Below are 23,903 nucleotides of genomic sequence, written 5' to 3'. Positions count from 1 at the left end.
TTTTTTTATTATTCCACCTTAACTTTTTTGTTATTTGTGTAAATATTAAAACTGTCCCTCTTTACGAAACCTATGAGGGTAATGTCAAACTTATTAGCTAAATCGATAGCAAGACTTGTTGGCGCACCAACCCCGATCATAATCCCAATATCTGTCATTAAAACCTTCTGAACTAGCTCAAAATTAAGTCTCCCAGAACACGTAATAAATTGGTCTTTTGGATCAAATTGGTTTTTCTCCAAAGCACAGCCGATAAGTTTGTCTAAAGCATTGTGTCTTCCAACATCTTCTCTTAGAGCTATCAATTTTCCATCACTGTTAAATAGACCACTTGCATGGATACCACCAGTCTTGCTGAATTCAGACTGATCTTTTCTTAAAATATCAGGTGATTTAATAATTACATCTTTTGAAATTTTAGGTTCTGAGGCATTTGTCTTTGTAGTTTTAATTATCTCTAGCGCATCCAATGAAGATTTCCCACAAACACCACAAGATGAGTTGGTTAAAAAATCTCTTTTAATTTTTGATATATTAACATTTTCTGAATTATTGAGTGTTGCAAGTATTTTATTTTGAATTTTATATTGACCAACTTTGTCTCCATAACTTTCAATGCTATCGATATCATTTAAACTTTTTACAATTTGTTCATTAAATAAAAATCCTCTTACAAGATCTTCATCATTACCAGGAGTTCTCATCGTAATAGATAAAGTTTGTTCAACCCAATTATCTTTTTCTTTGTACTTTAAAGAAATCTCTAATGGCTCTTCAATAGAAACTAAATCTTCAACATCTTTAAAATTATTAGATGAATACTTTAAAACTTTATATTTTGAATTCATAATTATTTTAAAGGATAGTTTTTTTGCAATAAATATTTATTGATTATGATTGCGAGTAACAAAATTATGATACATCCAAATATAATTGGATTAATTAAATAATTATAAGAAGCACTTCCAATAATAACAATTATTGGGTTTCCTCCTGCAGGAGGATGAACAACATTTAATAAAATCATTAAGAACACTCCAATACCTACTGCAAATGCAATACTAATATAAATTGGAAGTGGAATAAAATTAACAAATAACACCCCCACTAAAGCAGTTAACAAATGTCCAAAGAAAACATTTTTTGGTTGAGCAAAAGGACTTTCAGGAAATCCAAACAACAAAACCATGGATGAGCCAAATGATGCTGCAATAAAATATCCAAGAGTACTTTTGTAAGTTAATACTGTAAGTACCCCTATAGTGATTGCTGAAAAAAAACCTGCAATCAATGCTTTTTGTAATAATGGTTTTGTGATTTTAATCATTTAAATTTTTAATGCTTTAACAATTGTTCTTAAAGGTAAAAGCAAACATTCTTTCCTTGAAAGATTTTTTTTATCTAAAATTTCTTTAAAATCTTTCCAGTGTTTTTCTAGACTTACTTTAACATCTTCAAACAATTTTTCACCAGCTGTAACAAAATCTTTTATTTCATTTAAGTTTTTATCCTTAATTTTTCTAGATAATAAGCTGACAGATGCTTGGCAATAAATACAAGATTTACACTGATAACCCATATCTTTTACAACATCATCTTTGACAATTAAGCTTATTTCCATTTCATCTCCACAAATAGGATTTTTGTTTTTTGATTTGTGAGTAAAGTTTTCTAAAACTTTATTATTTTCTGTGTGAGACGCGATTTCTAAAATTCTTAAATCCATTTAATTTCTTTAATTCAACTTTGAATGTTTTATATTTTATTAATGGAACATAACAATATTTTAGGAACAGTGCTAGCAGGCGGGAGGTCACAAAGGTTTGGTGAAGACAAATCTCAGATATTGCTAGCTGATAAAATATTAATTGATTACATTTTGGCAGAAATAATTGATGAATTTAAGGAAGTATTAATATTATCTAATAATTCAATTAAGTTTACTAATTCAGATAAAATTTCACTAATTGGAGATATTAAAAAAGATCTTGGTCCTCTAGGCGGAGTTCTATCAGCAATGAAATGGGTAAAAGATAATAACAAAAATTATCAATGGATAGCAACTTTTCCAGTAGATACTCCCTTTTTTAAAAAAGAAATTTTACAGCAATTCATTAATCAAATTGATGAAAATGAAAGTAGTTTATTTTTTATAAAATCAAACAATACTAGGCATAACATCTTTGGTTTATGGTCGATGAATTTATTAGATCAATTAGAAGATGATCTAGAAAAGGGAGCTCGGAAAGTTGAATTGTGGGCTAATAGTATTGGAGTTAAAACAATTAATATGGAGTTTCCAAATCAAGATCCTTTCTTTAATATCAATACAAAAGAAGATTTAGAACAAGCTAAAGAATTATTAAAAAATGATTAGTTACGATCAATCTAGAAAAATTTTAAAAAAAGCAAAAATTAAAATTAAAGATGAAACTATATTGAGTGAAAACTCTCTTAATAGAGTGATTTCAGATAATATTTATTCAAAGATCAATTATCCAGCAGGAGATAATGCTGCATTTGATGGATTTGCAGTTAATTCAAAAGATACAAACGGAATTAATAAAAATTCACAAAAACAATTTAAAATAATCGGATCTATTGCAGCAGGAACAAAATCATTTAATAAAAAAATTAAAAAATATGATGCTGTTGAGATAATGACAGGCGGAATAATTCCAAAGGGTTTTGATACAATCATTCCAATAGAACAAATTATTTTTTATCCAAACAAAAATAATAAAAAATACATTTTAGTTAATCAAAAAATTAAAAAGTTTAACCATGTAAGGTTTGCAGGTTCAGACTTTAAAAGAAATGAGATCGTTGTTAAAAAAAATACAATTATTCAACCAAATCATATTTTAGCTTTTAAAACCTTGGGGATAAAGAAGATTAAAGTTAAAAAGAAAATTAATATTTTATTTTTTTCAACAGGAAATGAAATTACAGACCAAGACAGTATTCCAAACTGGAAAGTTAGAAACTCTAATAGTCATTATATCAAAAATCTTAAAGAAAACTTTTTATTCAATTTTAAAAATGGTGGAATACTTAGAGATAACCATCAAAATATTTACAAATCACAAATTAAGAAACTTATAAATAGTGATACAGATATATTGATAACATCAGGCGCTGTTTCTGCTGGAAAATATGACTATATTCCAAGTATTGTTAGAACATTTAAATTATCCAATTATTTTAAAAGTGTAGCAATCAGACCAGGTAAACCAATTTTATTTGCCAAAATTAAAGGAAAACAAAAAGCAATCTTTGGTCTTCCGGGAAATCCAATGTCATCATCTGCTTGTTTTAGATTTTTTGTTATCCCTTTTATGGAAAACATTTTAGGACTAACTGAAGAGCAACCTATCAGAGCCACTTTAAAAAATAGTTTTTCTAAAAAACGGAATTTTACAAGGTTTGCAAAAAGCAAATTAAGTACAACTAAAAATGGAAAAATAGAAGTTGAGATTTTACAAGGGCAAGAGTCTTTTAGAGTAAAATCTTTTGTTAATTCAAACATTTGGTCTTTGTTGCCAACAGGGAAATCAAAATTTAAAAAAGGAGATATCTTAGATTGTTTTTTCCCCAACCATTCTAATCAAACTTTGATTTAGAAACGAATTTTTGTTGTAGAAAAATCTTTTTAGAATTAGATTTCTAGAAATGTTAGAGTTAAGAAATCCAAAACTTGCTGTGCCAATTGTACTGTTTGCTGGCATATTATGGTCATTTGGACCTTTGGTAGTTAGATATATGGATAGTCCCAATCTTGTCCCTTGGCAGTATATATTTGGAAGAGGTTTAACTATTTTTATTCTACTTAATCTCTATCTATATTTTGAAGAAGGAAAAAACTTCTACAAAAATTACTATAAAATAGGATTATCAGGGATAGTTGGCGGCTCAGGTCTTGGAGTTGCAATGATCACGTTTATTTATTCTATAACAAACACCAGTGCTGCTGTTACTTTACTTTGTTTGGCTGCAATGCCTTTTTTCACAGCTCTTTTGGCATTTTTATTTCTTAGAGAACGAATTTCACTTAATGTTTGGATATCAATTATAATTGCTTCAGCTGGTATATTGATAATGGCAATTGGTAATACTGGTGAGAAATCTTTAATTGGTTTTGTATTTGGATTAACATCATCTATAGGTTTTTCAGTTTTTTCAGTTTCACTTAGGTGGAGAAAAGAAACTCCTAAATTTACAACAGTTGCTTTTGCAGGTTTCTTTTGTTTTGTGTTTGCATCAATTATGATTTTATCTACTGGGCAAGCATTCTTTGCTACAAGCTACAATAGTTCATTATTTTCACTACATGGATTTTTAGTTTGTTCAGGATTAATTTTGTATTCAATTGGTTCAAAAGCTATTCCAGCTGCTGAGTTGACATTGTTATCTTTAACAGAAGTTGTGGGTGGAATATTTTGGGTTTGGTTACCAATTTTAGGAATTAATGAAGTACCATCAACCAATACAATTATTGGAGGTTTTTTTCTGTTTGTATCTTTATTCTACTACAGTTTAATTATGAGATGGAATAAACGCTACATAGCATTAAATTAAATTATTATGGAACGACCAGACTTTTTTGAACTTAAAAATGGTGAAAAAGTAAAATTACCATTTACAGATAAAGAGTATAACGATCGAGTAAGTAAACTTAGATCAGTGATGGAAAAAAATGGTCTTGATATGATTATTTTAACATCCATGCATAACGTTGCGTATTACACAGGTTTTATTTATTGTTCTTTTGGAAGACCATATGGATGTGTGATTACTCAAGATAAAATTTCAACAATTTCAGCTAATATTGACGCAAGTCAACCCTGGCGAAGATCACACTGTGATAATGTAATTTATACTGATTGGAAAAGAGATAATTTTCTAAGAGCAATTGTATCAATTATTGGAAGAGATGAGCCTCCAAAAAACATTGGAATTGAAAATGATCATGTCACTTTAGATATGAGAGAAAAAATAGGATCTATTTTTACTTTCTCTGTTTTTAGTGATGTTTCAAAAGATCTAATGAAACTTAGAATGATTAAATCTGATGAAGAAATTGAGATCATTCGAAATGGTGCAAGGATTGCAGACATTGGTGGTGAAGAAATAGCTAAAAATATTAGACAAGATAACACGGAGATCGAAGTAGCAATAGCAGCAAGAGATAGGATGGAAAGAGAGATTGTTAAAAGTTATCCAGGTGCAGAGTACATGGACACCTGGGTATGGTTTCAATCTGGTATCAATACTGATGGAGCTCACAATCCAAAGACTAATAGAAAATTAGTTAAAGGAGATATTTTATCTTTAAATACTTTCCCAATGATCTCAGGGTATTACACTGCACTAGAGAGAACTTTGTTTTTGGATCATGCAGATGATGCATCACTTAAAGCTTGGGAAGCAAATGTTAAAGTGCATAAGCGAGGATTAGAATTGATTAAACCAGGTGTTAAATGTTCAGACATTTGTCATGAGCTAAATGAATTATTTGCTGAACTTGGTTACCTTCAGTACCGAACATTTGGCTATGGCCATTCATTTGGTATGCTTTCACACTTTTATGGAAGAGAAGCTGGTTTAGAATTAAGAGAAGATATTGATACTGTTCTTGAGGAAAATATGGTGGTGTCTATGGAGCCAATGATAATGATCCCAGAAGGCAATCCTGGTGCTGGTGGATATAGAGAACACGATATATTAGTGATTGGTAAAGATGGAGCAGAAAATATTACAAAATTTCCTTTTGGTCCTGAGCATAATATTATAAAAAACTAATCTTTATGATTGAGAATAAAACTATTGTTAATAGTTGGAACGAGTGGGATCCGTTAAAACATGTAATTGTTGGAAGAGCGGATGGTACTTGTATTCCAGCACCAGAGCCAGCATTAGATGCAAAAGTTCCTGAAGATAGTGATATGCGAGGACAGTTTGGTCCACGAACTAAAGACACAGTCGATAAAGCAAATGAATTATTAGACAACTTTTCAAACATGCTTCAAAAAAGAGGCATTAAAGTTGATCGACCAACACCAATTGATTTTAATCAAAAAACATCAACACCAGATTGGGAAGCAGAAACTATGTTTGGTTGTATGCCCCCAAGAGATGTTTTGTTAACTGTAGGTAATGAAATTTTAGAAGCAACAATGAGTTACAGATGTCGTTGGTTTGAATATTTATGTTACCGACCATTACTTAAAGATTATTACAATCAAGATCCTAACATGAGACACGAGTCTGCTCCAAAACCAAGATTAACAGATGCAGATTACAGAAAAGATTATTTATCAGATAAAATTGGGGTTCAAAAAAGATTAGAGTGGACTGAGAAAAAATATTTTGTAACTACTGAAGAAGAGCCATTGTTTGATGCAGCAGATGTATTGAGATTTGGAAAAGACTTGGTTGTTCAACATGGATTTACAACTAATTTAAAAGGAATTGATTGGCTAAAGAGACATTATAAAGATCATAGAGTACACGCAGTAAATTTCCCAGGAGATCCATATCCTATTCACATTGATGCAACCTTTACCCCAATAAAAGAAGGTTTGATTATCAACAATCCTCAGAGAAGATTGCCAAAAGAACAAAGAAAACTTTTTGAAGATAATGGATGGGAAATAGTTAATAGTGCTCAACCAGCACATAACGAACCGCCACCGCTTTGTTATTCTTCAACATGGTTATCAATGAATGTTTTGGTTTTAGATCCTAAAACAGTTTGTGTTGAGAAAAGTGAAATTTATCAAGCTGAACAATTAGATAAATTAGGAATGGAAGTGGTACCAGTAGAGCTTAGAGATGCTTATGCATTTGGTGGAGGACTTCACTGTTGTACAGCAGATGTATATAGAGAAGGTACTTTAAAAGATTATTTTCCAAAACAATAACAATGGCAAAAATTAAAACAAAAAGAGAGCGAGTTAAATTCGCCTCCGATAATGTCGCTGGCGCTTGCCCTGAAGTATTAGAAGCAATCATTAAAGCAAATGAAGGAGATAGTACTCCTTATGGAAATGATCCTTTATCAACAGAGTTACAAGATAAGTTTTCAGAAATATTTGAAAAAGAAGTAATTGTTTTTCCAACTGCTTCTGGAACAGCTGCAAACGCTTTAGCTTTATCTACGATGACACCATCATATGGAAATATTTATTGTCATAGGATGTCTCACATTAATACAGATGAATGTGGTGCACCCGAATTTTATACAGGGGGTGGAAAATTAATCCCTTTAACTGGAATACTGGGAAAAATAACTGCAGAAGAATTACACCAATCTATAGGTGGAAAGGGAATTGTTCATCATACACAACCTTCATCAGTTAGTATTACTCAAGTTTGTGAAACAGGAGAAGTTTATCAATTAGATGAAATCAAAAAAATTGCAGAAATTACTCATAAACATAATCTAAATTTACATATGGATGGAGCTAGATTTGCTAATGCATTGGTGTCTTTAGATGTAACTCCTGCTGAAATGACCTGGAAATCAGGGGTTGATGTATTGTCATTTGGAGCAACAAAAAATGGATGTTTAGCAGCTGAAGCAATTATATTTTTTAAGAAAGAATTGGTAGGAGACATTGCTTATTTAATGAAAAGAGCAGGGCATTTGTTATCTAAAATGCGTTTTGTCTCTGCTCAGCTTGATGCTTACATTTCAAATGATGTATGGTTGAGAAACGCAAAACATGCTAATGCAATGGGAAAAAAATTAAGTGACGGTCTAAGTAAGCATAATGATATTGAAATTACTTATCCAACAGAAGCAAATGAAGTTTTTGCAAAGTTTCCAAGAGAAAAAATAGTACATCTAAATTCTCAAGGTTATAAAATGAATGAGGAAGAATTAGATGGTAAAGCAGTTAGATTGGTCGCCGCATGGAACACTAAAAATAGTGATGTCGATGAATTGTTAAATGCAATTAAAGCTAACTAGGATTTTCTTTTAAAAACTCTATATACTTTATAACTTCATCAAATTGTTCATCAGGAATATCTTTATAACTTGCATTGAATTTACTTTTCACACAAATAGCAACATGAGCATAAGGGTTTCTTCCTTTTGGGTGATTTGGGTGATCAGGTAATTGCCCTACCAAATAATCGCCAGCTTCCTGAATAATTTTCCAGAGTTTACTTGCGTTTTCTTTGTTCATGCCACTCTAAACTTTGTTTTATCTCCAAATGTTCTAGTCTATGTTCTAGTTTATCCTAAAAAATCCTATAACCCAGAACCAGGATCGATAGAAATTTTTTAATTAATAACACCTTGCTTTCCCATATTGTTTATTATCAAGCAAACCCCAAATAGTTATAGTGAAACCACTTGTGTTGTAATCGTTCTTAGCTTGTTTACAGACTACCTGAGCATAGATTTCGGCTGCTTGCCCAGTTGGAGGACTTTTAATTTTTATCCAAAATGAAACATCTTGAGGAAAACTAGACTCTACATAACCAGGATCATTATATTGAGCCATCAACTTAGCTCTTCCCTCTCTATTTATATTTGTAGATTTTGTTGTAGTAGTTGATGAATTATATGTTTTAGTTTTTGTTTCACTCTTCTCATCTTTTGTAAGCTCACCAATTCCATATAGTAATATAAAAATGATAAATAGGGTGCTCTTCCAGCCAATACTCCATTGCTTTTTTTTAAATCCACAATTAGGGCATTTTTCTGCTGAGTCAGATATTTGTTTATTACATTCTTTACATTTTACTAAAGCCATAAGTTAAGATTATCAAAAACTTAACTATTCAACCAGCTCAAATTTTTTATATCTTAAAAACTTAACGTTATTCACAATATCTAAAGACAGTCTAATATTCCTATCTTCTTCTAAAGCAATGATTAATCCTTTTACCTCTTGATTATCAGTGGCCACATTCTTTTTGATCCACCCCATATATCTAGTTATTTGACCAACTACCTCATCACTTGCCTGACCTTTTTTTAATTCAATGACTAATAATTCAGATTTATCTTTTTTAACTGCAAGTATATCTAAAGGACCTGAGCCAGCCCAATTTTGACCAGGCTTACCAGTTGATTTATTTGGAACCAAGTCATAGTTTTCAGACAAAGAAATCTCTTCCCAATTCTTAATCATAAATTTTTCTAATTCTTTTTCTTTCGCATAAGCAGAAGCTTTAGAAGAGATTGTTTTTGTAATAGTTGTTGGTGTTTGGTCTATAGGAGTAATAATCTCCTGGATTATGTCACCTGAATCTTGAATACTTAATTGTAATTCTATGGTTTCAGAGTCATTGCCCTTACCATCTTTACAATGCACTCCATCTTTATAGTTAACTATTTTTCCAATACCTAAGTATGTAAAAGCTGGATCTTTAGTGTCCCATCTTGCGAAAAAATATGGTGTTAATTCACCACCTAATAATTTCTTAAATGTAGGTTGATTGGAATGAGATTTAGGTTTTCCATACCAAGCTATTTTCTGAGTTTGGTTGTCATAATAATTATCAAAATCATGACCAGTTTTTCCAGGAACACCAATGTTCATAAATATAATAAGTTTATCCTCAACTCTTACATATCCCGTATCCCAGTCGCCACCAGCTGGTCTTCCTGTGTCAGGTAAACAGATCCATCCAACATCTACTCTTGTATATTTTGATCCTTTTTTAAACATGGCAAAAATTTATCAGAATGTGTGTTTAGAGTCTAATTGCTTTAAAAACAGTTTTTTGATTTATCTCTAAATGTTCTAGTCTATGATCTAGTTTGTTCCTTAAATTAATGAGTCTTAATACGAATTATTTTTAATTAAATTTTAATTATCCGCCTAACTAGTGTCTACTAGTGTGAACTCGTGTGTACTAGGGTGTCCCTTTATTCCCCCAAATAATCGCCAGCTTCCTGAATAATTTTCCAGAGTTTACTTGTGTTTTCTTTGTTCACACTGTCCTATTTCTTGTTTTATCTCTTCCTGGACTAGTTTACGGACTAGTATCCTATAAAATCCTAGATTTAAATGTTTTAAATCTACTTTCATAGAATATTGTTATTTTTTAAAATTTGCATCTCCAATTCATTAAAAGAAAAATCAAATTTAATATTTTGATTAATATTTTCCTTGATAAATTTAATATCATCTAGGTCATCTGAGTTTCTTGGATCAAAAATTGAGGTTGTCCATTCAGGATTATTCAATCCCTCTTTAATCCATTCATCGTCTTCGTCTTGAAAAATATCAATTGGCATAATCAAATTTATACCAAATACTATTTTGTTAACTCTTTCTAATCTGTTTATGAATTTTACCAATAATTTAGGATCATAAAGCAAAATATCATCTACTAAATATAATTTTTCTTGAGAATATTTTATTGGTTCACAGTAAAATTTATTATTTTTTTGAATTCTATATTTTTGATTATTTTTTAAACCTTCAATCTGATCACTGTAAGGAATAGTATAGTTAATTTTCCATAAAAACTCAGAAATTGAAGAGGATTCCTCAATAAATTTTAAAATTTCATTATTCCAACAATGATCTTGATCATCCCAGTAAGAAACATTTTCTCTTACCCATAAATCTCCACCGTCATATTCAAAATAATTATTTTTTTCATTAATTAATTTTGGATAAGTCATTGTTAGTTTTTTAAATTTTCTTTCTCAATAATCTTGAAAATCTTGTCAAAATGAAAAGTTTTTATTCTATATTTGCATTTTTCAGTTAAATTTGAGCCTCCTCTTTCTACATCCTCATATCTAGTTCTAATAACAAAGTTAGATTTTTCATGCATCTCTCCAATTAGAAATTTTGATGATTTTATGCGGCTTATACATTCGACATATATACCTGTAATTATTTTTTCCTTTTTGAGTTCATTTTTAAATTCTGAATAGTCATTTTCAGTACCATATTCTCTTCCATCACGCATAAAGTCTGGGTGAGTGATGTAGTCTTTTTCTTTTAGACCACTTCGATAATACTTTGTGAATATAAGTCTAAATTCATTTACAGACTTTAATCTGAATATAATATCCATCGTTTCAGTACAGCAATCTAAACGATCATATAGAGGTGTAATTTCAATTTTGTCTAATTCTGATTTTTTATCTTCTCTTAATAATGAATTTACAAAGTTAGTGATTAAGTCTTTTTCTTCTTGAGTAAATCTTTTGATTTCTTTTGGAAATATTTGGTCATCTATCTTATCACCAAAAATTTTTATCATGAATTTTTACATTTAATTTGGATATCTACTACTGTATTTCCTTTTATATCTTTAACTTCATAATCATAAATGTATTTATCGTCATGTTTCTTTAATAATTTATCAATAAGACGGTAAACTTTAAAAAGATAACTCAGATGCTTATCCTCAACATCATCTACTTTTATTCTTAAAAAATTATTATTCATTGTTAATTTCTTTAAAAGCAATCATCATACCACTATGACTATCTTTAAGTTTATCTATTTGTTGAATATATTCTTTTGCTTTATTTGGAAATTTTTTAATTTTTTCAATTGTTTCCTTAAAAGGAAGAAGTTTTGACCCACAGATACAAATTGGTGCTTGAATCATGTAATCACATTTATCACAAACAGCGTATTGTCCATCATGACCCTGTAATTCACCTAGTTCCTCATTAATACCATAATTACATTTTGTTCCACAGTTATTGCACAAAACACTCACCCCATGATTTGAGAAAGGCACACCCCCACAAGAAAAGCAATACCAATCAATATTTATCTTCATTAAGTTTATTTTACAAAAAGATAATCAATATAGCTATTTGATTTATCTAAATATGGCCTAGTTTGTGGCCTAGTTTTTTAGTTAAATTAATGAGTCTTACAGCGAATTATTTTAAATTAAAATTTAATTATCCGCATAACTAGTGTGATGTAGTGTGAGCTAGTGTGGAGTAGGGTGTCCCGCTATCCCACCAAATAATCGCCAGCTTCCTGAATAATTTTCCAGAGTTTACTCGCGTTTTCTTTGTTCATTTAGTTTTAAATAAGTTTTATTTATTGTATTTTTAATTTCTTAAGATCTTACTTTCTGAAGAAATTACTTTATCATTGATAAGACTATTTCTAATAAATTTTAAAACCAATTCTTGGTGTGGCCAAGAACATTCAGAAAATACTATCCAGTGTCCATTTTTTAATTTTTTTCCATCCCAACGTTGTTTACATGGTTTTCCATTTACCTTAGGTCCTTTTTCATATTCAAACCAATTTACACCTGGAATTTTAGCTATCCATTTAAGATCAGTTGAGGTTGCTTTCCAATCATGTGTTAAATCATCTGGACTAGCAAATACTAATGAGTTTGCGTATTTCGCAGTCTTTAATTCGTTTACTAAATATTGTCTTACTGGATTATTTTCTTCTTTAGGCCAACAATTTGGATTAAAGGCTATAGTTCCTCCGAATAGCTCTTCTTTAAATGCTGCGTATCTTATTGCATTCCACGCACCGCAAGAATGTCCAGCTAAGAAAATTTGTTTAAAAGGGACACCGTTTAAATTAAATTTTCTTACAACTTCCTCTGTTACTTGCATTCGAACATCGGTTGATAAATTTCTTAAATATTCTTTCCAATATGGGCATTCCAAGGTATGACCAAATCCTTTTTTAATACATTTTTTAGCTGAAGCTTTAAATTTTTTTCCTGCTTCACGTCCTCCTGTAGCGTCGAGATGTCTTGTGTTTGTAATTAAGCAATTCATCCATACAATAATTTCTTTTTCTCCAATTTTGGCTCCTGATAGCATAGAAATAAAAGTAAGATCTTCACTTTGGTTGCAAAATTTCTCTTTTGTTTCGTTACCACCGTGGTTCCAAATTAGTAAAATTTTATCTTCAGGATTTTCGATTTCATAACCTTTAATTAGTTTAAATGCTTTACCTTCAAGGTTTGATGAAATGAACCCACTACTTTTTGCGCTAAGCTGTTTAGCTTGTGCTGGTAAATTTAAATTTAGTAAAAATAATGTTAGTATTATGAATTCTAAAAATTTTTTCATTCAATGATGCTAACAAAAACTCTTTAGTTTATCTATTTTATTTATCTCTCTTTCTGTAAAATTAGGGTTAAATTTTTTATAAATTTAGATCCTATTTGAATTAAGTTATTAAAACACTATAGTCTTAATTATGTCAGATAATGAAATTCATCAAGGTGGCTGTGCTTGTGGAGAAAATAGATATGAGACAACTGGTAATCCAGAAAGAGCTAGAGTTTGTCATTGTAGATATTGCCAACTAAGATCAGGTAGTCCTTTTGGTGTTGGTGCTTGGTTTAAAGAAGAAAATGTAAAACACCATTCACAAAATTATAATCAATACAAATTTGTAACAGAGAGTGGAAATACTTTTGAAACCAATTTTTGTAAAAAATGTGGAACTAGTGTTTATTGGACAATATCAGCACCTGCTTTAAAAGGTTTAACAGCAATTGCTGCTGCAACATTTGATCCACCAAGTTTTTGGTTTGGTGTATCAGGTGAAATTTTTACAAGATCAAAAGCACCTTATATTGATATTAAATGTGAAGAACAATTTGAGACATCACCAACTTATAATCCAACTAAAAAGGATGAAGATAGGTTTGATGGATCTAAATAGAATTATTTTCCCATAAAAGAGGAAAGTATTCTTCATCTAATAAATCGCTATTTTCCTTTTTATATTTTTTGTAAGTTTTGGCTGTTCCACCTTCATTTGTTGGATGAAATTTAGCATTACTTGGAACACAATGAGAAACAATTGCTCTTCGGTTATTGCTTGAAGTATTTATACCTGATCCATGCCATGTGAAGCCATGGTGAAATGAAACTCCACCAGCTGGCACTTCTACATAAGCAACTTCTATTTGTTTGTTATTTTTTTCAGCAAAAATGTTTAATTCTTTTTTATAATTTTTAGGGGAGTGAAATTCTCCTTTAGGAGGTTGAAGTCCCCATTTATGAGAGCCTTTGATATATTCTAAAGTCCCAGTTTCTTTTGAGGTATCATCTAATGACATCCAGCAAGTCATCATAGTTTGTGGAATAAGCCAATCATCATAAGCAGCATCTTGATGAAATCCTAAAGTTTTTCCTCCTGGTGGTTTCCATAAAACATTATCCTGAATTAATCTTGCACCTTGCCAGTTCATTAAACGACAGCAAACTTCACCAATTATTTTATGACAAACTACTTTTTTTATTAAATGATCTGCTTTCCAAGCATTACAGATTTGACGAGTAACATCCTCAGGATCTTTACCAAATTTCCAGTTCCATTCATCTGGCTCAATTCCTGTTTCAAAATTACCTTTAAATAAAGGCTCAAATTTATTTCTAAGATTTTCAATATAATTTAAATCTAAAAAGTTATCTAAAATCAGAAAACCATTATTATTAAACTCTTCAATTAAACTCTCATTGAGCTCAAAGTTTATCATGAATTATTTGGTAACCATGAATTATAAAGTGGATTGTCTTTATCTATTGGAAGTTTGATGTTTTTATTTTGTCTGGAAGAATCATAAACAGCGGTAACAAATTCCAAAGATTTTCTAGCATCTGATAAAGTTACCTCATCACTAGTAGATCCATCTAATTTATTTGCAATTTCATCAAACATACCTGCATACCAAGATTGAGGCTCTTCTACTTTTGCCAACACTTCATCTATTTTAGCTTGAGTAACAGGGTATCTTGGTAAGAAATGCCACTCATCATCTGCTGGACTGTATGGTTTATCCGGAGATGCACCTGACTCTGCTGTTAATCCATCAAAACAAAACCGAAGTCTACTTGTATCGTTTGCAGCTCCAAGTGTAATTGAGCTAGTAACCAATGTCCCATTTTCCATTTCAATTGATAAAGCTGCACAATCTTCAACTTCAATATCATTTACTCTCGTTGATAATTTAGCAAATACATTTGAAACTGGACCTAAGATCATGCTCACTAAGTCATGAATATGTATCGAATGACTTAATATAGCTCCACCTTGTTCACCTTCCCAAGTTCCTCTCCAAGGTTTTGAGTAATAATCTTTTCCTCTATTCCAATGAGTTTCCAAGGAAGCAATCAAAGGTTTCCCTGTTAAACCAGATTTAATTAATGCTTTTAATTTTGAAAATCCTAAACCATATCGATATTGGAAAACTGGAAAAATAATTTTACCTGTTTCTTTACTTATCTTTTCTAATTCATCTACTTCTTTAAGACTTGATACTAATGGTTTTTCACAAATTACATGCTTTCCAGCTTCCATAGCTTTTTTGCAAGCTGAAAAATGTAAGTGAGGGGGAAGACATATATCAATGATATCTATTTCTTTTACTTTTAATACTTCATCAAAGTTGAGTGACACGTTTGTTTCGGTGTCATTTGATAAAATATTGTCAATTGCTTCTCTTGTAAGCCCGCATAAAGTGTGAACATTAAACCTCTCTTTAACTTTTTGAAAATCTTCATAGTGTTTAGCGCCAATGTTAGTTCCTATAATTGCTACTTGATACTTTTTCATTTTGTTTCAGCTTTTAATTGTGCTTTTATTGCAAGTTCCATTGAAAGATAAGTTAATTCCTGAGAACAAGCAGTTTCTGTTCTATTGACTACATCATTAATTAAATTTCTAAAGTAGGGGAACTTAACATCAGAGCAATCAATGTATTTAACTTCTTCATTGTTAGCTAAATATAAATGATTACCTTTTTCTGATTTTGCTAAATCTGTATATTTTCTTATTTCTATATAGCCTTTATCTCCAAGGATTAATAATCTTCCATCTCCCCATGTCGGAAGTGCATCTGGAGTAAACCAATCTAATCTAACGTAACCGTGGCCACCATTGCCAGTTAGATTGACCTCTCCAAAATCTTGAAAACCAGGCTTTTCCTTTTTGGTAGTGTTTTCTACAAAAGCATGATTAATTTTTGCTTCATTTGAATTTGTAAATACTAAAAATTGATGAATTTGATGTGAGCCTATATCAGTAATTATTCCACCATAACTTTCTCGATCATAAAACCAGTCAGGTCTTTCATAGTTACCTTGTCTGTGTGGACCCGTCCCAATTGTTTGCTTTATTTTTCCAATTTTTCCGTCGTTAACTAATTCTTCAGCTTTAGCAACAGCTGCAACATGAAATCTTTCTGAAAAATTAACTGACCATATTTTTCCAGTTTCTTTTACTGTTTGTTTAAGCTCATTTAATTGATCTAAAGTAGTACAACCAGGTTTATCGACCATCACATCTTTTCCAGCTTTTAAAGATTCTATTGAATTATGAGCTCTATCTTTTGGAACTGAAGATATTAAAATCATATCAATTGATGGGTCATTTAATATTTCTTCCTTATTTTCTTTTCTTTTAATATTTGGATATTTTGAATTGAATTCCCCTAGGGTTAATGGATCACCTTCAGTCCAAAAATGATTACAGGTACATCCTTCTTTTAACATTTCATCCAACATGTCAAAGATATGACCATGATCGATACCTATAACTCCCAATTTTAAATTATTTTTCATTTGAAGATTTAATTTTAAAATAAAATTTTAATCAAAAGCACATCTAAAACCAACATAAATTGCATAGAAATTGGATGGTTTGTATTGTGCTCCACTTTTAGAAGTCTTAGAACCTCCATACCACCAAGAAGCACCAGCTGTTAATGAATTGTCATTTTTTTGATCGTCTATCCATTCCCAAACATTTCCTCCCATTGCAACTAAACCATTAATTCCCTCTGGTAGTTTAGTTACATCAATATGTTTGTCATAATTTAATAATCCTTGAGAATTCATATTTTTAGCCTCATCACCACTTGGGTATTTATAGACTTTGCCTTTTTCAAACTCTGAAGAATTAAATACTTGCTTGTATGCAGCGTAAGACCATTCATCAAAAGTGGGCAGTCTACCATCTATTGATTTACAGTAATCCTCAGCTTCATATCTACTAACATGGACTGCTGGCTCTAATTCACTATCAGGATTTTCGCCGTAAGGAGTTTTATATGTCCAACCATCTCTTTTTTCCCAACCTGCACCCCATTCATATCCACCACCAGTTTTCTCTGCTTCCGTTATTAAATTATTTTTTTTGGCATAATTTTTAAATTCTTGGATAGTAATTTCATATTTATTTAAAGAAAAGTTGCCAAAATCAATTTTGGTGTTTTCAAAAGCAAATGTTTTAGAAAATAAAAATAAACTTAAAATAATTAATTTCTTCATTTAATTAGTAGTTTCCTTTTTTATCTGAACCTTTATAAAAAATATCTTGAAGATTTTGATTTTCTCTTTTTTTAATCAACAAATCTTCTTTATTCATTAGTGAGTTTGGTCTTTGAATTATGTCATGGTGATGAAATTCATCAACTCCTCTTGCTAATTGAACACTATTTTTGCCTAATACTTGTTTAACATTAGTGCCAATATAACTTTGGATTACAAATCCAATTCTTCTGTCATTACTTTTGTTTATCCCTGATCCATGAACTATTCTTGGATGGTGCAATGACATTTGACCTGCAACAAGTTCAACAGATTTAACTTTATCGTCTGGAACATCATTAACTGTTTGGCCTCTTGTTAATAAATTTCCTTCATTAAATTTTTCATCATGATCTTTAATTTCTATATGTGATTTAGGCCACATTTTCATACAACCATTTTCTTCATATGAATCTGTTAAAGCTACCCAAGCTGTAACCCAATTATGAGGTTCTAAACCAATATATTTTGCATCCTGATGATAACTTACAAAACCTGTTTGGTTAGGATTTTTTATAAACAAAGTTGTTCCACATACTAAAATATTTTTTCCAATAATACTTTCTACGGCATCTAATAGTTTTGAATTATGAACTATTGAATCTAATTTTGGTGATATTAAATGAGCATTATATCTTTCTGATTTATCAATTTCATCAGGCATTTCTTTTTCGATTAATTCAATTTCATCTCTTGCTTCTTTAGCTTCTTCTTTTGATAAAATATCAATTGGTGCTAAGTAACCTTGATCTTGGTATTGTTTAAGTTGATTTGAATTTAAATTAGCCATATGTTTTTGGAATGAATATTAGCATATCCTCTATTTATTTTTCACCAGTAAAATCAATCTCGTTTCAAAAAATTAATAAATGTGAGATTAAAAAAAATATAGGAATTATTAATGATCGTTTGTTTTCGTTCTCAAGATTATTAGATAGTGGAAAGGCTCAAAAAATGGAACAGGAGCCTGGTGAGAGAAAATTGATAAATTTTCTTACTTTAAAAAATACACCTATACTTAACAAATATTCATTTGAATTTAATGAAGGAAATCTAGAATTATTTGATAACCAAAAAAAATTAATTTCAATCAATCCTAATAATCCTGAAGAAGTAAGTTTAATAGAACAAGAAGTATTAAATTTAGATGACCAAGTTAAAGGACCAGTATTTCTATTAAAGAATAACCAAAATCCTTTTTTTGACACTAATAGCGGGGGAGAGGCAATGAACTCAATATCTTTGATAAATCACAATAGTATAAAAGACTTTGAGAAAAATATGGGTAAAGAAGTCGAGTATCAAAGGTTTAGAGGAAACTTTTATGTAAGTGGTTTAGATGCTTGGGAAGAGAGAAATTGGATAGGTAAAACCATCAATATTAATGGAGTACCTTTTAAAGTTGACGATCATATTCCAAGATGCTCAGCAACAAATCTGAAACCTAAATCAGGTGAAATAACCTTTAACCTTCCTCAGAAACTTAAAGAATTTTATGATCACATGGATCTTGGAGTTTATTTAATTCCTCTAGAGGATGGCGAAGTATCTACTGAGGATAAAATTACGATTTAATTTGTTGAACTAGGTTCTTCAAAAACGTTTTTAGTTTCGTTTGTAGCAGTATTATCTAATGTTTCGGGCGTATCTGGGTCTAATTCTAATCCTGCAGGTGTGATGGTTGCAGGAACAGGTGTAAATGTAGAATCTGGATTGTCCACAGTTTCTCTTATTCTCATTCTGTATAAACCAAATGCACCAATTAAAGCATGGACTATAATTAAAAATACAAAAAATCCATTTAACCCAAACCAACCCATAAATAGCGAACATAAAATAGGACCACTTATAGCCCCTAAACCAAAGATTAATTGAAGTCCTCCTCCAGCAGCAACGAATTTAGATTTTGGAACAAAGTCATTAGTGTGTGCAAGGTTTAAAGAAAATAATGGAAGACATAAACTTGAATAGAGACCAACCGCAATAAAGAAAACTATTTTTTTAAATGCAAGTTCATCCATATAATAAATGTTTTGTATAGGATCATTAGAAGTTAAAATTGATAATAATGCTAAAGCAGAACTTCCAAATGTTGTTACGATAATTACCCTTCTTCTATCGTATTGATCAGAAAAATATCCAATTGGTCCTTGACCTAACACTCCCGCAATTGTTGCTATAAACAAAAGAATTGAAGTTTCAAATAAAGTTAGTTTTGCAAGGGTTGCGTAAACTGAAATTAATGAAAAAAATGCAGCATGAATTACTCCAGTGAAAAAAGAACTAAAAGTACCAAGAGGAGAGATTTCATAAAGTTCTTTAATACTAATTGTCTCAATTTTTTTAAATTTTGGAGCTGGTCTTTTTGTTAATAAAATTGGAACTAGCGCTAAAGATAAAAGCACAGATACCAAAATAAAAGGTTCATATGCTTTTGGTTCACTTAAGTTAAGTAACAACATTCCAACTGCAAGACCAAAATAAATTACCATCATATAAGCAGACAATAATTGTCCTCTATTCTTATTAGTTGCTCTATCGTTTAACCAACTTTCAGTAACAACATAACAACTAACTAAACTGATACCTGTTATAAATCTACTTACTGTCCACATAAATGGATTTACATAAACTACTGCAAGCAATGCACTAAGTGATGCAAGGGACGCAAAAGCTGCAAATACTCTGATATGACCAACCTTAGATACAAAATTTGGAGTTGTTCTTGAGCCAATAAAATAACCAACATAATATCCTGACATGAATATTCCTGTGGTAAATACACTAAAGTTTTCAAGTACTGATCTGATACCCATTATCTGCATTTGTAATCCATGAGCTATCATCATGGTTCCAATACCTATAAATAGGGCCCAGGATTTTTTTACTTCTTTTTGCATTTCTAAATTTTAAGTATCAATAAATTGCGGGCTAAGTAGTTTTGGTTTGTGTTTTTTTTATGGCTAGGAATGAGTGAATAGCGATAGTCAAAATGATCACCACTCCTCCTTGAATTGTCTCCATTGAAGGTTGTTCTTTTACAACCATCCACACCCAAATAGGTCCCAAAACCGTTTCCATTAGAAAGAATAGATTTACCTCAGCTCCTGTTATGTATCTTGGAGCTAGTGTTACAAGCACAAAAGGAATGGCCACACAAAGGATACACATCGCTGGAATGATATAAATATCATTGTCTTTTAGCTCAAACGTATCAATAAAGAATAAAGCGACTAATGCTACGACCAGTTTACCAACCACAGCTGAAGGAACTAGGTTAAGGCTTTTTCCAGCTCTGATGATTGTTGCCCCAGCAGCAAGACCACATGCAGTAATAAAACCTAAAATATCACCAAAAATATTTCCTAATTTCACAGAGTCGTAAAATATATAAAGAACACTTAAAAACGTAATTGCTATAGCAACCAAAGTGTTTCGATCTGGTTTTTCTTTTAAAAATATTGCACCAAAAATAGCTGATAACATTGGCGCAAGTGCAATCATAACAAGCGTGTTTGCAACATTTGTGTTTTGAATTGATAATACAAAAGTAATATTGGTAATTGAAAACGTAACTATATAAGCAACACCATAAATTGAATTTCCATAAAGTAATTTAAAAAAACTTGATTTGTAAATAAACAACATTCCAACAAACACAGTTACAAATGGAATAATGCCTCTATAAAAAACTAATCCCCAAGTATCTACATTTGAAAGTCTAATAAATAAACTATCAGGAGTGATAAACATCACTGCCACAAAAGCCATTAAAGAACCTTTTTGCTGATCAGTTAAATTGTTCATGCTTTTAATTCTTTCCAAAAAGTTTTTGCTAAATTTATTCCTGATAAATCAAAAAAAGTTTTAAGTCCTGTAGGAGAAGTAACATTGATGTCTCCATTTAATTTTTGATCTATAAAATCAATCCCTGCAAAATAAATATTTTCTTTTTTTAGATCTTTAGCAATTAATTTTGAAATTTTATTTTCTTGCTTAGTTAAATTGATATTAATCGGTTTAGCACCTTTGCTCATATTACTTAAATAAGATCCTTTTTTAGGAACTCTAGAAATTGCACCACAAACTTTTCCATTAATTATAAAAACTCTTTTGTCTCCTTTATTAATCTTAGGTAAAAATTTTTGACACATAATATGATCATGTTTTTTAATAAATTTATTAATAAGTTTTGAATTAAATTTATTTAATAAGTGAATATCATTACCACTATAACTATGAATAGGTTTGATAATTACTTTCTTATGTTTTTTAATAAAATTTTTGATTTCATTTATATCCTGAGAAAAAAGCGTATCAGGCATATATTTTAAATATTTTACTGAATATAACTTTTCGGAAATATTTCTTATTGATGTTGGGTTATTGATTATTTTAACTTTATTTTTAATGAAATCTAAAATGTAAGTCGTTGAAATATATTCTAAATTAAATGGTGGATCTTGACGGATTAAAATAAACTTACATTTTGCAAGGTCTAAAGTTTGTTCTTTAATGATTTTGTAAAATTTTTTGTTTTGATAATTAAACTTTATGAAGAAGCCTTTAGCTAAAACTTTTTTGTTAATTATTGATAGATTTTTTGGATCGTAATAAAAAATCTTATATTTGTGTTGAATTTCGTTAGCCAAAAAAACACTAGTATCAGTTACAGAGTTTAAAGAAGAGGGATGGTTGCCTTGAACAGCTACTATTTTATTTGTCATATAATTCTTCTAAATTTTCATCTTTTGAAAATTTACTAATCATATGATCTGCATTTGTAGTCTTATTATCAACTACATTTTGCAAATGATTTAAGAAGATAGTTTCGTTATTTCCTTTTTTACTAATGATATCTCTTTTCTCTAATCCTTTTCTAGAAATATCTAAAAGAGCAGAAGTCCAATGCAATAAGTCTTTACCCATTAATTGAGTGTTAAATCCTTTTTGTGGAGCTTCTAAATAAGCATTAATTATTTTATCTGTTTCCCATGAAGAGATTAATTCATACGCTTCATCTAAATTTCCATACAACATACCAATATTAAAAGCTGGTCCAGCACATAGGCAATCCCAACCACAGGTATCCATTGATCTAAGCTCAATATATTTCTTCAGTCTATTTTCAGTGAAGATTGTGCTTAAGTGGGTTGTAAGATCAGCTTCAGTTGGAAGTCTATTTCCTATTTCTTCAATTTTTCCATCCATGAAATCTTTAAATGTATATTTTCTTCCAGAAATATACTGATCATTATGTTGAATGAATAAAATTGGAAAGCTCATGACAAATTCTGCATATTTTTCAAAATCTAAACTTTCAAAAAATAATTTAGGCAAACCTCCTCTTGAAGTGCTTTGCCATACTTTAGATCTGTAAGATAAATAATTACTGTTCTTTTTTTCAACTATTGATGAGTTTGCAAATAGTGCAATTGAAATAGGAACAATAGAATTAGCTAGTTTAAATTTTTTAATAAAATCTTCTTCTGAATTGTAATCAATATTTAATTGTGTTCCACACGTTCGATACATCATATCTAAACTAAGCTCTCCACCTAGTGGCATGTCTTTTGTCATTAACTCATAACGTTGCTTAGGATTGTTTGGAATATCCTCTAATTTTGAAATAGGATCAAAACCCGCACTAACTATTTTGATATCTAATTTTTTAGTAACTTGTTTTAATTCAAATAAATAGTCTTGAGACTCTGCACAAGCTTCATGCATATGGTTTAACTTGTCACCAGATAGTTCAATTTGGTTTCCAGGTTCTAGTGTAATATTTTTTCCACCTTTATTAAGACCAATAATATTTTCTTTTTCAAAAACAGGGTTCCAGCCAAACTCAGTTAAGGCTGTAAACATTTCTTTTACTTTTGAGTAATCAATTCTTTTGTTGTCTTTAGTATTGAACAAGAATTTTTCATGTTCGATACCAATTCTAAAATCTCTATCTTCTTTGATACCAGATTTAAAATATTCAATAATTTTTTCTTTACTGTTAATCATGCGCTTTAGATAGTGGATTTTAATTTAATTTAAAGTAAAGAATAGGGCTTTCTTGAGAATATTTTTCTTACCATAGGCGCAAATTCCTCCAATTTCATACTTTTATAGTGTGGATCAAAAGAAGCCTGGTCCCATTTCTCACAAAACTCTACAGCATCATTAAAATATTTATGATCTTTATATTTATCTCTTTGATTTTGATTCTTTCCAAGATGATGCGCATAATAATACATCTGAAACTCACCATGCTTTTGAATAATCCAATGTGTTTTTTCTGAAACATAAGGTTTTAAAACTGACGCTGCATATTCTGAATGATTAACAGGAGCTAACTCGTCTCCAATATCATGCAGTAATGCTGCAACTACCAATTCTTCATCTGCATTATCTTTAAAAGCTCTTGTTGCAGTTTGAAGAGAGTGTTCAAGTCTAGTTATTTTATATCCTTCTAAAGTAGAATTTAATCCACTCATAAATTTTAATATTCGATCAGCAGTACCATCAATATATTTTTGTTCATACTCATCAAGCAACAAGTACTCATCCTTGGTACCATTTTTCATTTCAGTAAAATTTACCGTTTTCATTT

General features: G+C 30.3%; 29 protein-coding genes. 8 read left to right on the top strand and 21 right to left on the bottom strand.

Translation table 11 applies throughout. The annotated features are described in order from the left end of the window. Window positions 1-8: 8 nt before the first annotated feature. The 3 genes from fdhD to ACTTA8_RS04740 are packed head-to-tail and all read right to left on the bottom strand — an operon-like array spanning window position 9 to window position 1,726. Window positions 9-848 (bottom strand): formate dehydrogenase accessory sulfurtransferase FdhD, encoded by an 840-nt coding sequence (gene fdhD, locus ACTTA8_RS04750; RefSeq protein WP_440654617.1) that lies wholly within the window; start codon window positions 846-848, stop codon window positions 9-11. A 2-nt stretch (window positions 849-850) separates the two neighbouring features. Further along, window positions 851-1,327, bottom strand: coding sequence for an HPP family protein (locus tag ACTTA8_RS04745; RefSeq protein WP_440654615.1), 477 nt, complete (start codon window positions 1,325-1,327; stop codon window positions 851-853). After that, complete coding sequence (locus tag ACTTA8_RS04740) at window positions 1,328-1,726, bottom strand: iron-sulfur cluster assembly scaffold protein (RefSeq protein WP_440654614.1); 399 nt, start codon at window positions 1,724-1,726, stop codon at window positions 1,328-1,330. A 24-nt stretch (window positions 1,727-1,750) separates the two neighbouring features. Between ACTTA8_RS04740 and mobA the strand changes: the two genes are divergently transcribed. Genes mobA through ACTTA8_RS04710 form a run of 6 tightly spaced genes read left to right on the top strand, consistent with a single transcriptional unit; the run spans window position 1,751 to window position 7,975 of the window. Further along, complete coding sequence (gene mobA, locus ACTTA8_RS04735; RefSeq protein WP_440654612.1) at window positions 1,751-2,377, top strand: molybdenum cofactor guanylyltransferase; 627 nt, start codon at window positions 1,751-1,753, stop codon at window positions 2,375-2,377. Further along, window positions 2,370-3,623, top strand: a complete 1,254-nt coding sequence (locus tag ACTTA8_RS04730; RefSeq protein WP_440654611.1) for a molybdopterin molybdotransferase MoeA — start codon at window positions 2,370-2,372, stop codon at window positions 3,621-3,623. The genes mobA and ACTTA8_RS04730 overlap by 8 nt, the downstream gene beginning before the upstream one ends. Before the next feature lie 49 nt (window positions 3,624-3,672). Next, the gene (locus ACTTA8_RS04725) at window positions 3,673-4,578 is read left to right on the top strand and encodes a DMT family transporter (RefSeq protein ID WP_262589588.1); all 906 of its coding nucleotides are present in this window, start codon (window positions 3,673-3,675) and stop codon (window positions 4,576-4,578) included. A 6-nt stretch (window positions 4,579-4,584) separates the two neighbouring features. After that, window positions 4,585-5,802 carry an aminopeptidase P family protein gene (locus tag ACTTA8_RS04720; protein WP_440654610.1) on the top strand — a complete coding sequence of 406 codons (1,218 nt, stop codon included), beginning with the start codon at window positions 4,585-4,587 and terminating at the stop codon, window positions 5,800-5,802. 5 nt (window positions 5,803-5,807) lie between these two features. Beyond that, a complete protein-coding gene (locus tag ACTTA8_RS04715) occupies window positions 5,808-6,923 on the top strand; it encodes a serine/threonine protein kinase (RefSeq protein WP_440654608.1) in 1,116 nt (371 codons plus the stop codon). Window positions 6,924-6,925: 2 nt separating this feature from the next. Then, complete coding sequence (locus ACTTA8_RS04710; protein ID WP_440654607.1) at window positions 6,926-7,975, top strand: threonine aldolase family protein; 1,050 nt, start codon at window positions 6,926-6,928, stop codon at window positions 7,973-7,975. Here ACTTA8_RS04710 and ACTTA8_RS04705 read toward each other — a convergent pair. From ACTTA8_RS04705 to ACTTA8_RS04670, 8 genes are all read right to left on the bottom strand, one after another. Beyond that, on the bottom strand, window positions 7,968-8,195 hold the full coding sequence (locus ACTTA8_RS04705; RefSeq protein WP_262589584.1) for a hypothetical protein: 228 nt from the start codon (window positions 8,193-8,195) through the stop codon (window positions 7,968-7,970). The genes ACTTA8_RS04710 and ACTTA8_RS04705 overlap by 8 nt on opposite strands. A gap of 102 nt (window positions 8,196-8,297) precedes the next feature. Beyond that, window positions 8,298-8,768, bottom strand: a complete 471-nt coding sequence (locus tag ACTTA8_RS04700) for a zinc ribbon domain-containing protein (RefSeq protein ID WP_440654605.1) — start codon at window positions 8,766-8,768, stop codon at window positions 8,298-8,300. A 24-nt stretch (window positions 8,769-8,792) separates the two neighbouring features. Beyond that, a complete protein-coding gene (locus ACTTA8_RS04695; protein WP_440654603.1) occupies window positions 8,793-9,689 on the bottom strand; it encodes an endonuclease NucS domain-containing protein in 897 nt (298 codons plus the stop codon). Window positions 9,690-10,048: 359 nt separating this feature from the next. After that, the gene (locus tag ACTTA8_RS04690) at window positions 10,049-10,654 is read right to left on the bottom strand and encodes a hypothetical protein (protein ID WP_440654601.1); all 606 of its coding nucleotides are present in this window, start codon (window positions 10,652-10,654) and stop codon (window positions 10,049-10,051) included. Window positions 10,655-10,656: 2 nt separating this feature from the next. Continuing rightward, on the bottom strand, window positions 10,657-11,244 hold the full coding sequence (locus ACTTA8_RS04685) for a hypothetical protein (RefSeq protein WP_440654600.1): 588 nt from the start codon (window positions 11,242-11,244) through the stop codon (window positions 10,657-10,659). Beyond that, window positions 11,241-11,432, bottom strand: coding sequence for a hypothetical protein (locus ACTTA8_RS04680; protein ID WP_440654599.1), 192 nt, complete (start codon window positions 11,430-11,432; stop codon window positions 11,241-11,243). The genes ACTTA8_RS04685 and ACTTA8_RS04680 overlap by 4 nt, the downstream gene beginning before the upstream one ends. Further along, window positions 11,425-11,775 carry a hypothetical protein gene (locus ACTTA8_RS04675; protein ID WP_440654597.1) on the bottom strand — a complete coding sequence of 117 codons (351 nt, stop codon included), beginning with the start codon at window positions 11,773-11,775 and terminating at the stop codon, window positions 11,425-11,427. The genes ACTTA8_RS04680 and ACTTA8_RS04675 overlap by 8 nt, the downstream gene beginning before the upstream one ends. Window positions 11,776-12,058: 283 nt before the next feature. After that, window positions 12,059-13,051 (bottom strand): hypothetical protein, encoded by a 993-nt coding sequence (locus ACTTA8_RS04670; RefSeq protein WP_440654595.1) that lies wholly within the window; start codon window positions 13,049-13,051, stop codon window positions 12,059-12,061. 130 nt (window positions 13,052-13,181) lie between these two features. On the opposite strand from ACTTA8_RS04670, the gene ACTTA8_RS04665 reads away from it, so the two are divergent. After that, window positions 13,182-13,652 (top strand): GFA family protein, encoded by a 471-nt coding sequence (locus ACTTA8_RS04665; protein WP_440654594.1) that lies wholly within the window; start codon window positions 13,182-13,184, stop codon window positions 13,650-13,652. Here ACTTA8_RS04665 and ACTTA8_RS04660 read toward each other — a convergent pair. Genes ACTTA8_RS04660 through ACTTA8_RS04640 form a run of 5 tightly spaced genes read right to left on the bottom strand, consistent with a single transcriptional unit; the run spans window position 13,645 to window position 18,092 of the window. Next, complete coding sequence (locus ACTTA8_RS04660) at window positions 13,645-14,472, bottom strand: phytanoyl-CoA dioxygenase family protein (protein WP_440654592.1); 828 nt, start codon at window positions 14,470-14,472, stop codon at window positions 13,645-13,647. The two genes, ACTTA8_RS04665 and ACTTA8_RS04660, sit on opposite strands and share 8 nt — an antisense overlap. After that, window positions 14,469-15,548: a Gfo/Idh/MocA family protein gene (locus ACTTA8_RS04655; protein WP_440654591.1), complete on the bottom strand. Its 1,080-nt coding sequence runs from the start codon at window positions 15,546-15,548 to the stop codon at window positions 14,469-14,471. The genes ACTTA8_RS04660 and ACTTA8_RS04655 overlap by 4 nt, the downstream gene beginning before the upstream one ends. Then, window positions 15,545-16,555 carry a Gfo/Idh/MocA family protein gene (locus tag ACTTA8_RS04650; RefSeq protein ID WP_440654589.1) on the bottom strand — a complete coding sequence of 337 codons (1,011 nt, stop codon included), beginning with the start codon at window positions 16,553-16,555 and terminating at the stop codon, window positions 15,545-15,547. The genes ACTTA8_RS04655 and ACTTA8_RS04650 overlap by 4 nt, the downstream gene beginning before the upstream one ends. Before the next feature lie 27 nt (window positions 16,556-16,582). Continuing rightward, complete coding sequence (locus ACTTA8_RS04645; protein WP_440654587.1) at window positions 16,583-17,263, bottom strand: formylglycine-generating enzyme family protein; 681 nt, start codon at window positions 17,261-17,263, stop codon at window positions 16,583-16,585. Window positions 17,264-17,267: 4 nt separating this feature from the next. Next, complete coding sequence (locus tag ACTTA8_RS04640) at window positions 17,268-18,092, bottom strand: phytanoyl-CoA dioxygenase family protein (RefSeq protein ID WP_440654585.1); 825 nt, start codon at window positions 18,090-18,092, stop codon at window positions 17,268-17,270. Window positions 18,093-18,103: 11 nt separating this feature from the next. Here ACTTA8_RS04640 and ACTTA8_RS04635 point away from each other — a divergent pair, with 11 nt between their 5' ends. Further along, a complete protein-coding gene (locus tag ACTTA8_RS04635) occupies window positions 18,104-18,877 on the top strand; it encodes an MOSC domain-containing protein (RefSeq protein ID WP_440654583.1) in 774 nt (257 codons plus the stop codon). Here the strand turns inward: ACTTA8_RS04635 and ACTTA8_RS04630 are convergent. The 5 genes from ACTTA8_RS04630 to ACTTA8_RS04610 are packed head-to-tail and all read right to left on the bottom strand — an operon-like array spanning window position 18,874 to window position 23,901. Beyond that, the gene (locus tag ACTTA8_RS04630) at window positions 18,874-20,202 is read right to left on the bottom strand and encodes an MFS transporter (protein WP_440654581.1); all 1,329 of its coding nucleotides are present in this window, start codon (window positions 20,200-20,202) and stop codon (window positions 18,874-18,876) included. The genes ACTTA8_RS04635 and ACTTA8_RS04630 overlap by 4 nt on opposite strands. Window positions 20,203-20,233: 31 nt before the next feature. Next, window positions 20,234-21,109: a DMT family transporter gene (locus tag ACTTA8_RS04625; RefSeq protein WP_440652737.1), complete on the bottom strand. Its 876-nt coding sequence runs from the start codon at window positions 21,107-21,109 to the stop codon at window positions 20,234-20,236. Continuing rightward, window positions 21,106-22,029, bottom strand: coding sequence for a glutathione synthase (gene gshB, locus ACTTA8_RS04620; RefSeq protein WP_440654579.1), 924 nt, complete (start codon window positions 22,027-22,029; stop codon window positions 21,106-21,108). The genes ACTTA8_RS04625 and gshB overlap by 4 nt, the downstream gene beginning before the upstream one ends. Beyond that, window positions 22,019-23,314 carry a glutamate--cysteine ligase gene (locus ACTTA8_RS04615; protein WP_440654578.1) on the bottom strand — a complete coding sequence of 432 codons (1,296 nt, stop codon included), beginning with the start codon at window positions 23,312-23,314 and terminating at the stop codon, window positions 22,019-22,021. The genes gshB and ACTTA8_RS04615 overlap by 11 nt, the downstream gene beginning before the upstream one ends. 29 nt (window positions 23,315-23,343) lie before the next feature. Further along, window positions 23,344-23,901: an HD domain-containing protein gene (locus tag ACTTA8_RS04610; RefSeq protein WP_440654576.1), complete on the bottom strand. Its 558-nt coding sequence runs from the start codon at window positions 23,899-23,901 to the stop codon at window positions 23,344-23,346. Window positions 23,902-23,903: the final 2 nt, after the last annotated feature.

The sequence above is a fragment of the Candidatus Pelagibacter sp. HIMB1506 genome, from assembly GCF_052047935.1.
GTDB lineage: Bacteria > Pseudomonadota > Alphaproteobacteria > Pelagibacterales > Pelagibacteraceae > Pelagibacter.
The sequence above is the reverse complement of the archived record's forward strand: the minus strand, read 5'-3'. Positions and strand labels throughout refer to the sequence as shown.

Coding starts and splice junctions, on each gene's coding strand:
- fdhD (WP_440654617.1), bottom strand. CDS start 848: ATGAATTCAAAATATAAAGTTTTAAAGTATTCATCTAATAATTTTAAA.
- ACTTA8_RS04675 (WP_440654597.1), bottom strand. CDS start 11,775: ATGAAGATAAATATTGATTGGTATTGCTTTTCTTGTGGGGGTGTGCCT.
- ACTTA8_RS04715 (WP_440654608.1), top strand. CDS start 5,808: ATGATTGAGAATAAAACTATTGTTAATAGTTGGAACGAGTGGGATCCG.
- ACTTA8_RS04710 (WP_440654607.1), top strand. CDS start 6,926: ATGGCAAAAATTAAAACAAAAAGAGAGCGAGTTAAATTCGCCTCCGAT.
- ACTTA8_RS04725 (WP_262589588.1), top strand. CDS start 3,673: ATGTTAGAGTTAAGAAATCCAAAACTTGCTGTGCCAATTGTACTGTTT.
- ACTTA8_RS04635 (WP_440654583.1), top strand. CDS start 18,104: ATGAATATTAGCATATCCTCTATTTATTTTTCACCAGTAAAATCAATC.
- mobA (WP_440654612.1), top strand. CDS start 1,751: ATGTTTTATATTTTATTAATGGAACATAACAATATTTTAGGAACAGTG.
- ACTTA8_RS04670 (WP_440654595.1), bottom strand. CDS start 13,051: ATGAAAAAATTTTTAGAATTCATAATACTAACATTATTTTTACTAAAT.
- ACTTA8_RS04650 (WP_440654589.1), bottom strand. CDS start 16,555: ATGAAAAATAATTTAAAATTGGGAGTTATAGGTATCGATCATGGTCAT.
- ACTTA8_RS04615 (WP_440654578.1), bottom strand. CDS start 23,314: ATGATTAACAGTAAAGAAAAAATTATTGAATATTTTAAATCTGGTATC.
- ACTTA8_RS04610 (WP_440654576.1), bottom strand. CDS start 23,901: ATGAAAACGGTAAATTTTACTGAAATGAAAAATGGTACCAAGGATGAG.
- gshB (WP_440654579.1), bottom strand. CDS start 22,029: ATGACAAATAAAATAGTAGCTGTTCAAGGCAACCATCCCTCTTCTTTA.
- ACTTA8_RS04730 (WP_440654611.1), top strand. CDS start 2,370: ATGATTAGTTACGATCAATCTAGAAAAATTTTAAAAAAAGCAAAAATT.
- ACTTA8_RS04685 (WP_440654600.1), bottom strand. CDS start 11,244: ATGATAAAAATTTTTGGTGATAAGATAGATGACCAAATATTTCCAAAA.
- ACTTA8_RS04645 (WP_440654587.1), bottom strand. CDS start 17,263: ATGAAGAAATTAATTATTTTAAGTTTATTTTTATTTTCTAAAACATTT.
- ACTTA8_RS04720 (WP_440654610.1), top strand. CDS start 4,585: ATGGAACGACCAGACTTTTTTGAACTTAAAAATGGTGAAAAAGTAAAA.
- ACTTA8_RS04665 (WP_440654594.1), top strand. CDS start 13,182: ATGTCAGATAATGAAATTCATCAAGGTGGCTGTGCTTGTGGAGAAAAT.
- ACTTA8_RS04640 (WP_440654585.1), bottom strand. CDS start 18,092: ATGGCTAATTTAAATTCAAATCAACTTAAACAATACCAAGATCAAGGT.
- ACTTA8_RS04690 (WP_440654601.1), bottom strand. CDS start 10,654: ATGACTTATCCAAAATTAATTAATGAAAAAAATAATTATTTTGAATAT.
- ACTTA8_RS04680 (WP_440654599.1), bottom strand. CDS start 11,432: ATGAATAATAATTTTTTAAGAATAAAAGTAGATGATGTTGAGGATAAG.
- ACTTA8_RS04625 (WP_440652737.1), bottom strand. CDS start 21,109: ATGAACAATTTAACTGATCAGCAAAAAGGTTCTTTAATGGCTTTTGTG.
- ACTTA8_RS04740 (WP_440654614.1), bottom strand. CDS start 1,726: ATGGATTTAAGAATTTTAGAAATCGCGTCTCACACAGAAAATAATAAA.
- ACTTA8_RS04655 (WP_440654591.1), bottom strand. CDS start 15,548: ATGAAAAAGTATCAAGTAGCAATTATAGGAACTAACATTGGCGCTAAA.
- ACTTA8_RS04660 (WP_440654592.1), bottom strand. CDS start 14,472: ATGATAAACTTTGAGCTCAATGAGAGTTTAATTGAAGAGTTTAATAAT.
- ACTTA8_RS04705 (WP_262589584.1), bottom strand. CDS start 8,195: ATGAACAAAGAAAACGCAAGTAAACTCTGGAAAATTATTCAGGAAGCT.
- ACTTA8_RS04695 (WP_440654603.1), bottom strand. CDS start 9,689: ATGTTTAAAAAAGGATCAAAATATACAAGAGTAGATGTTGGATGGATC.
- ACTTA8_RS04700 (WP_440654605.1), bottom strand. CDS start 8,768: ATGGCTTTAGTAAAATGTAAAGAATGTAATAAACAAATATCTGACTCA.
- ACTTA8_RS04745 (WP_440654615.1), bottom strand. CDS start 1,327: ATGATTAAAATCACAAAACCATTATTACAAAAAGCATTGATTGCAGGT.
- ACTTA8_RS04630 (WP_440654581.1), bottom strand. CDS start 20,202: ATGCAAAAAGAAGTAAAAAAATCCTGGGCCCTATTTATAGGTATTGGA.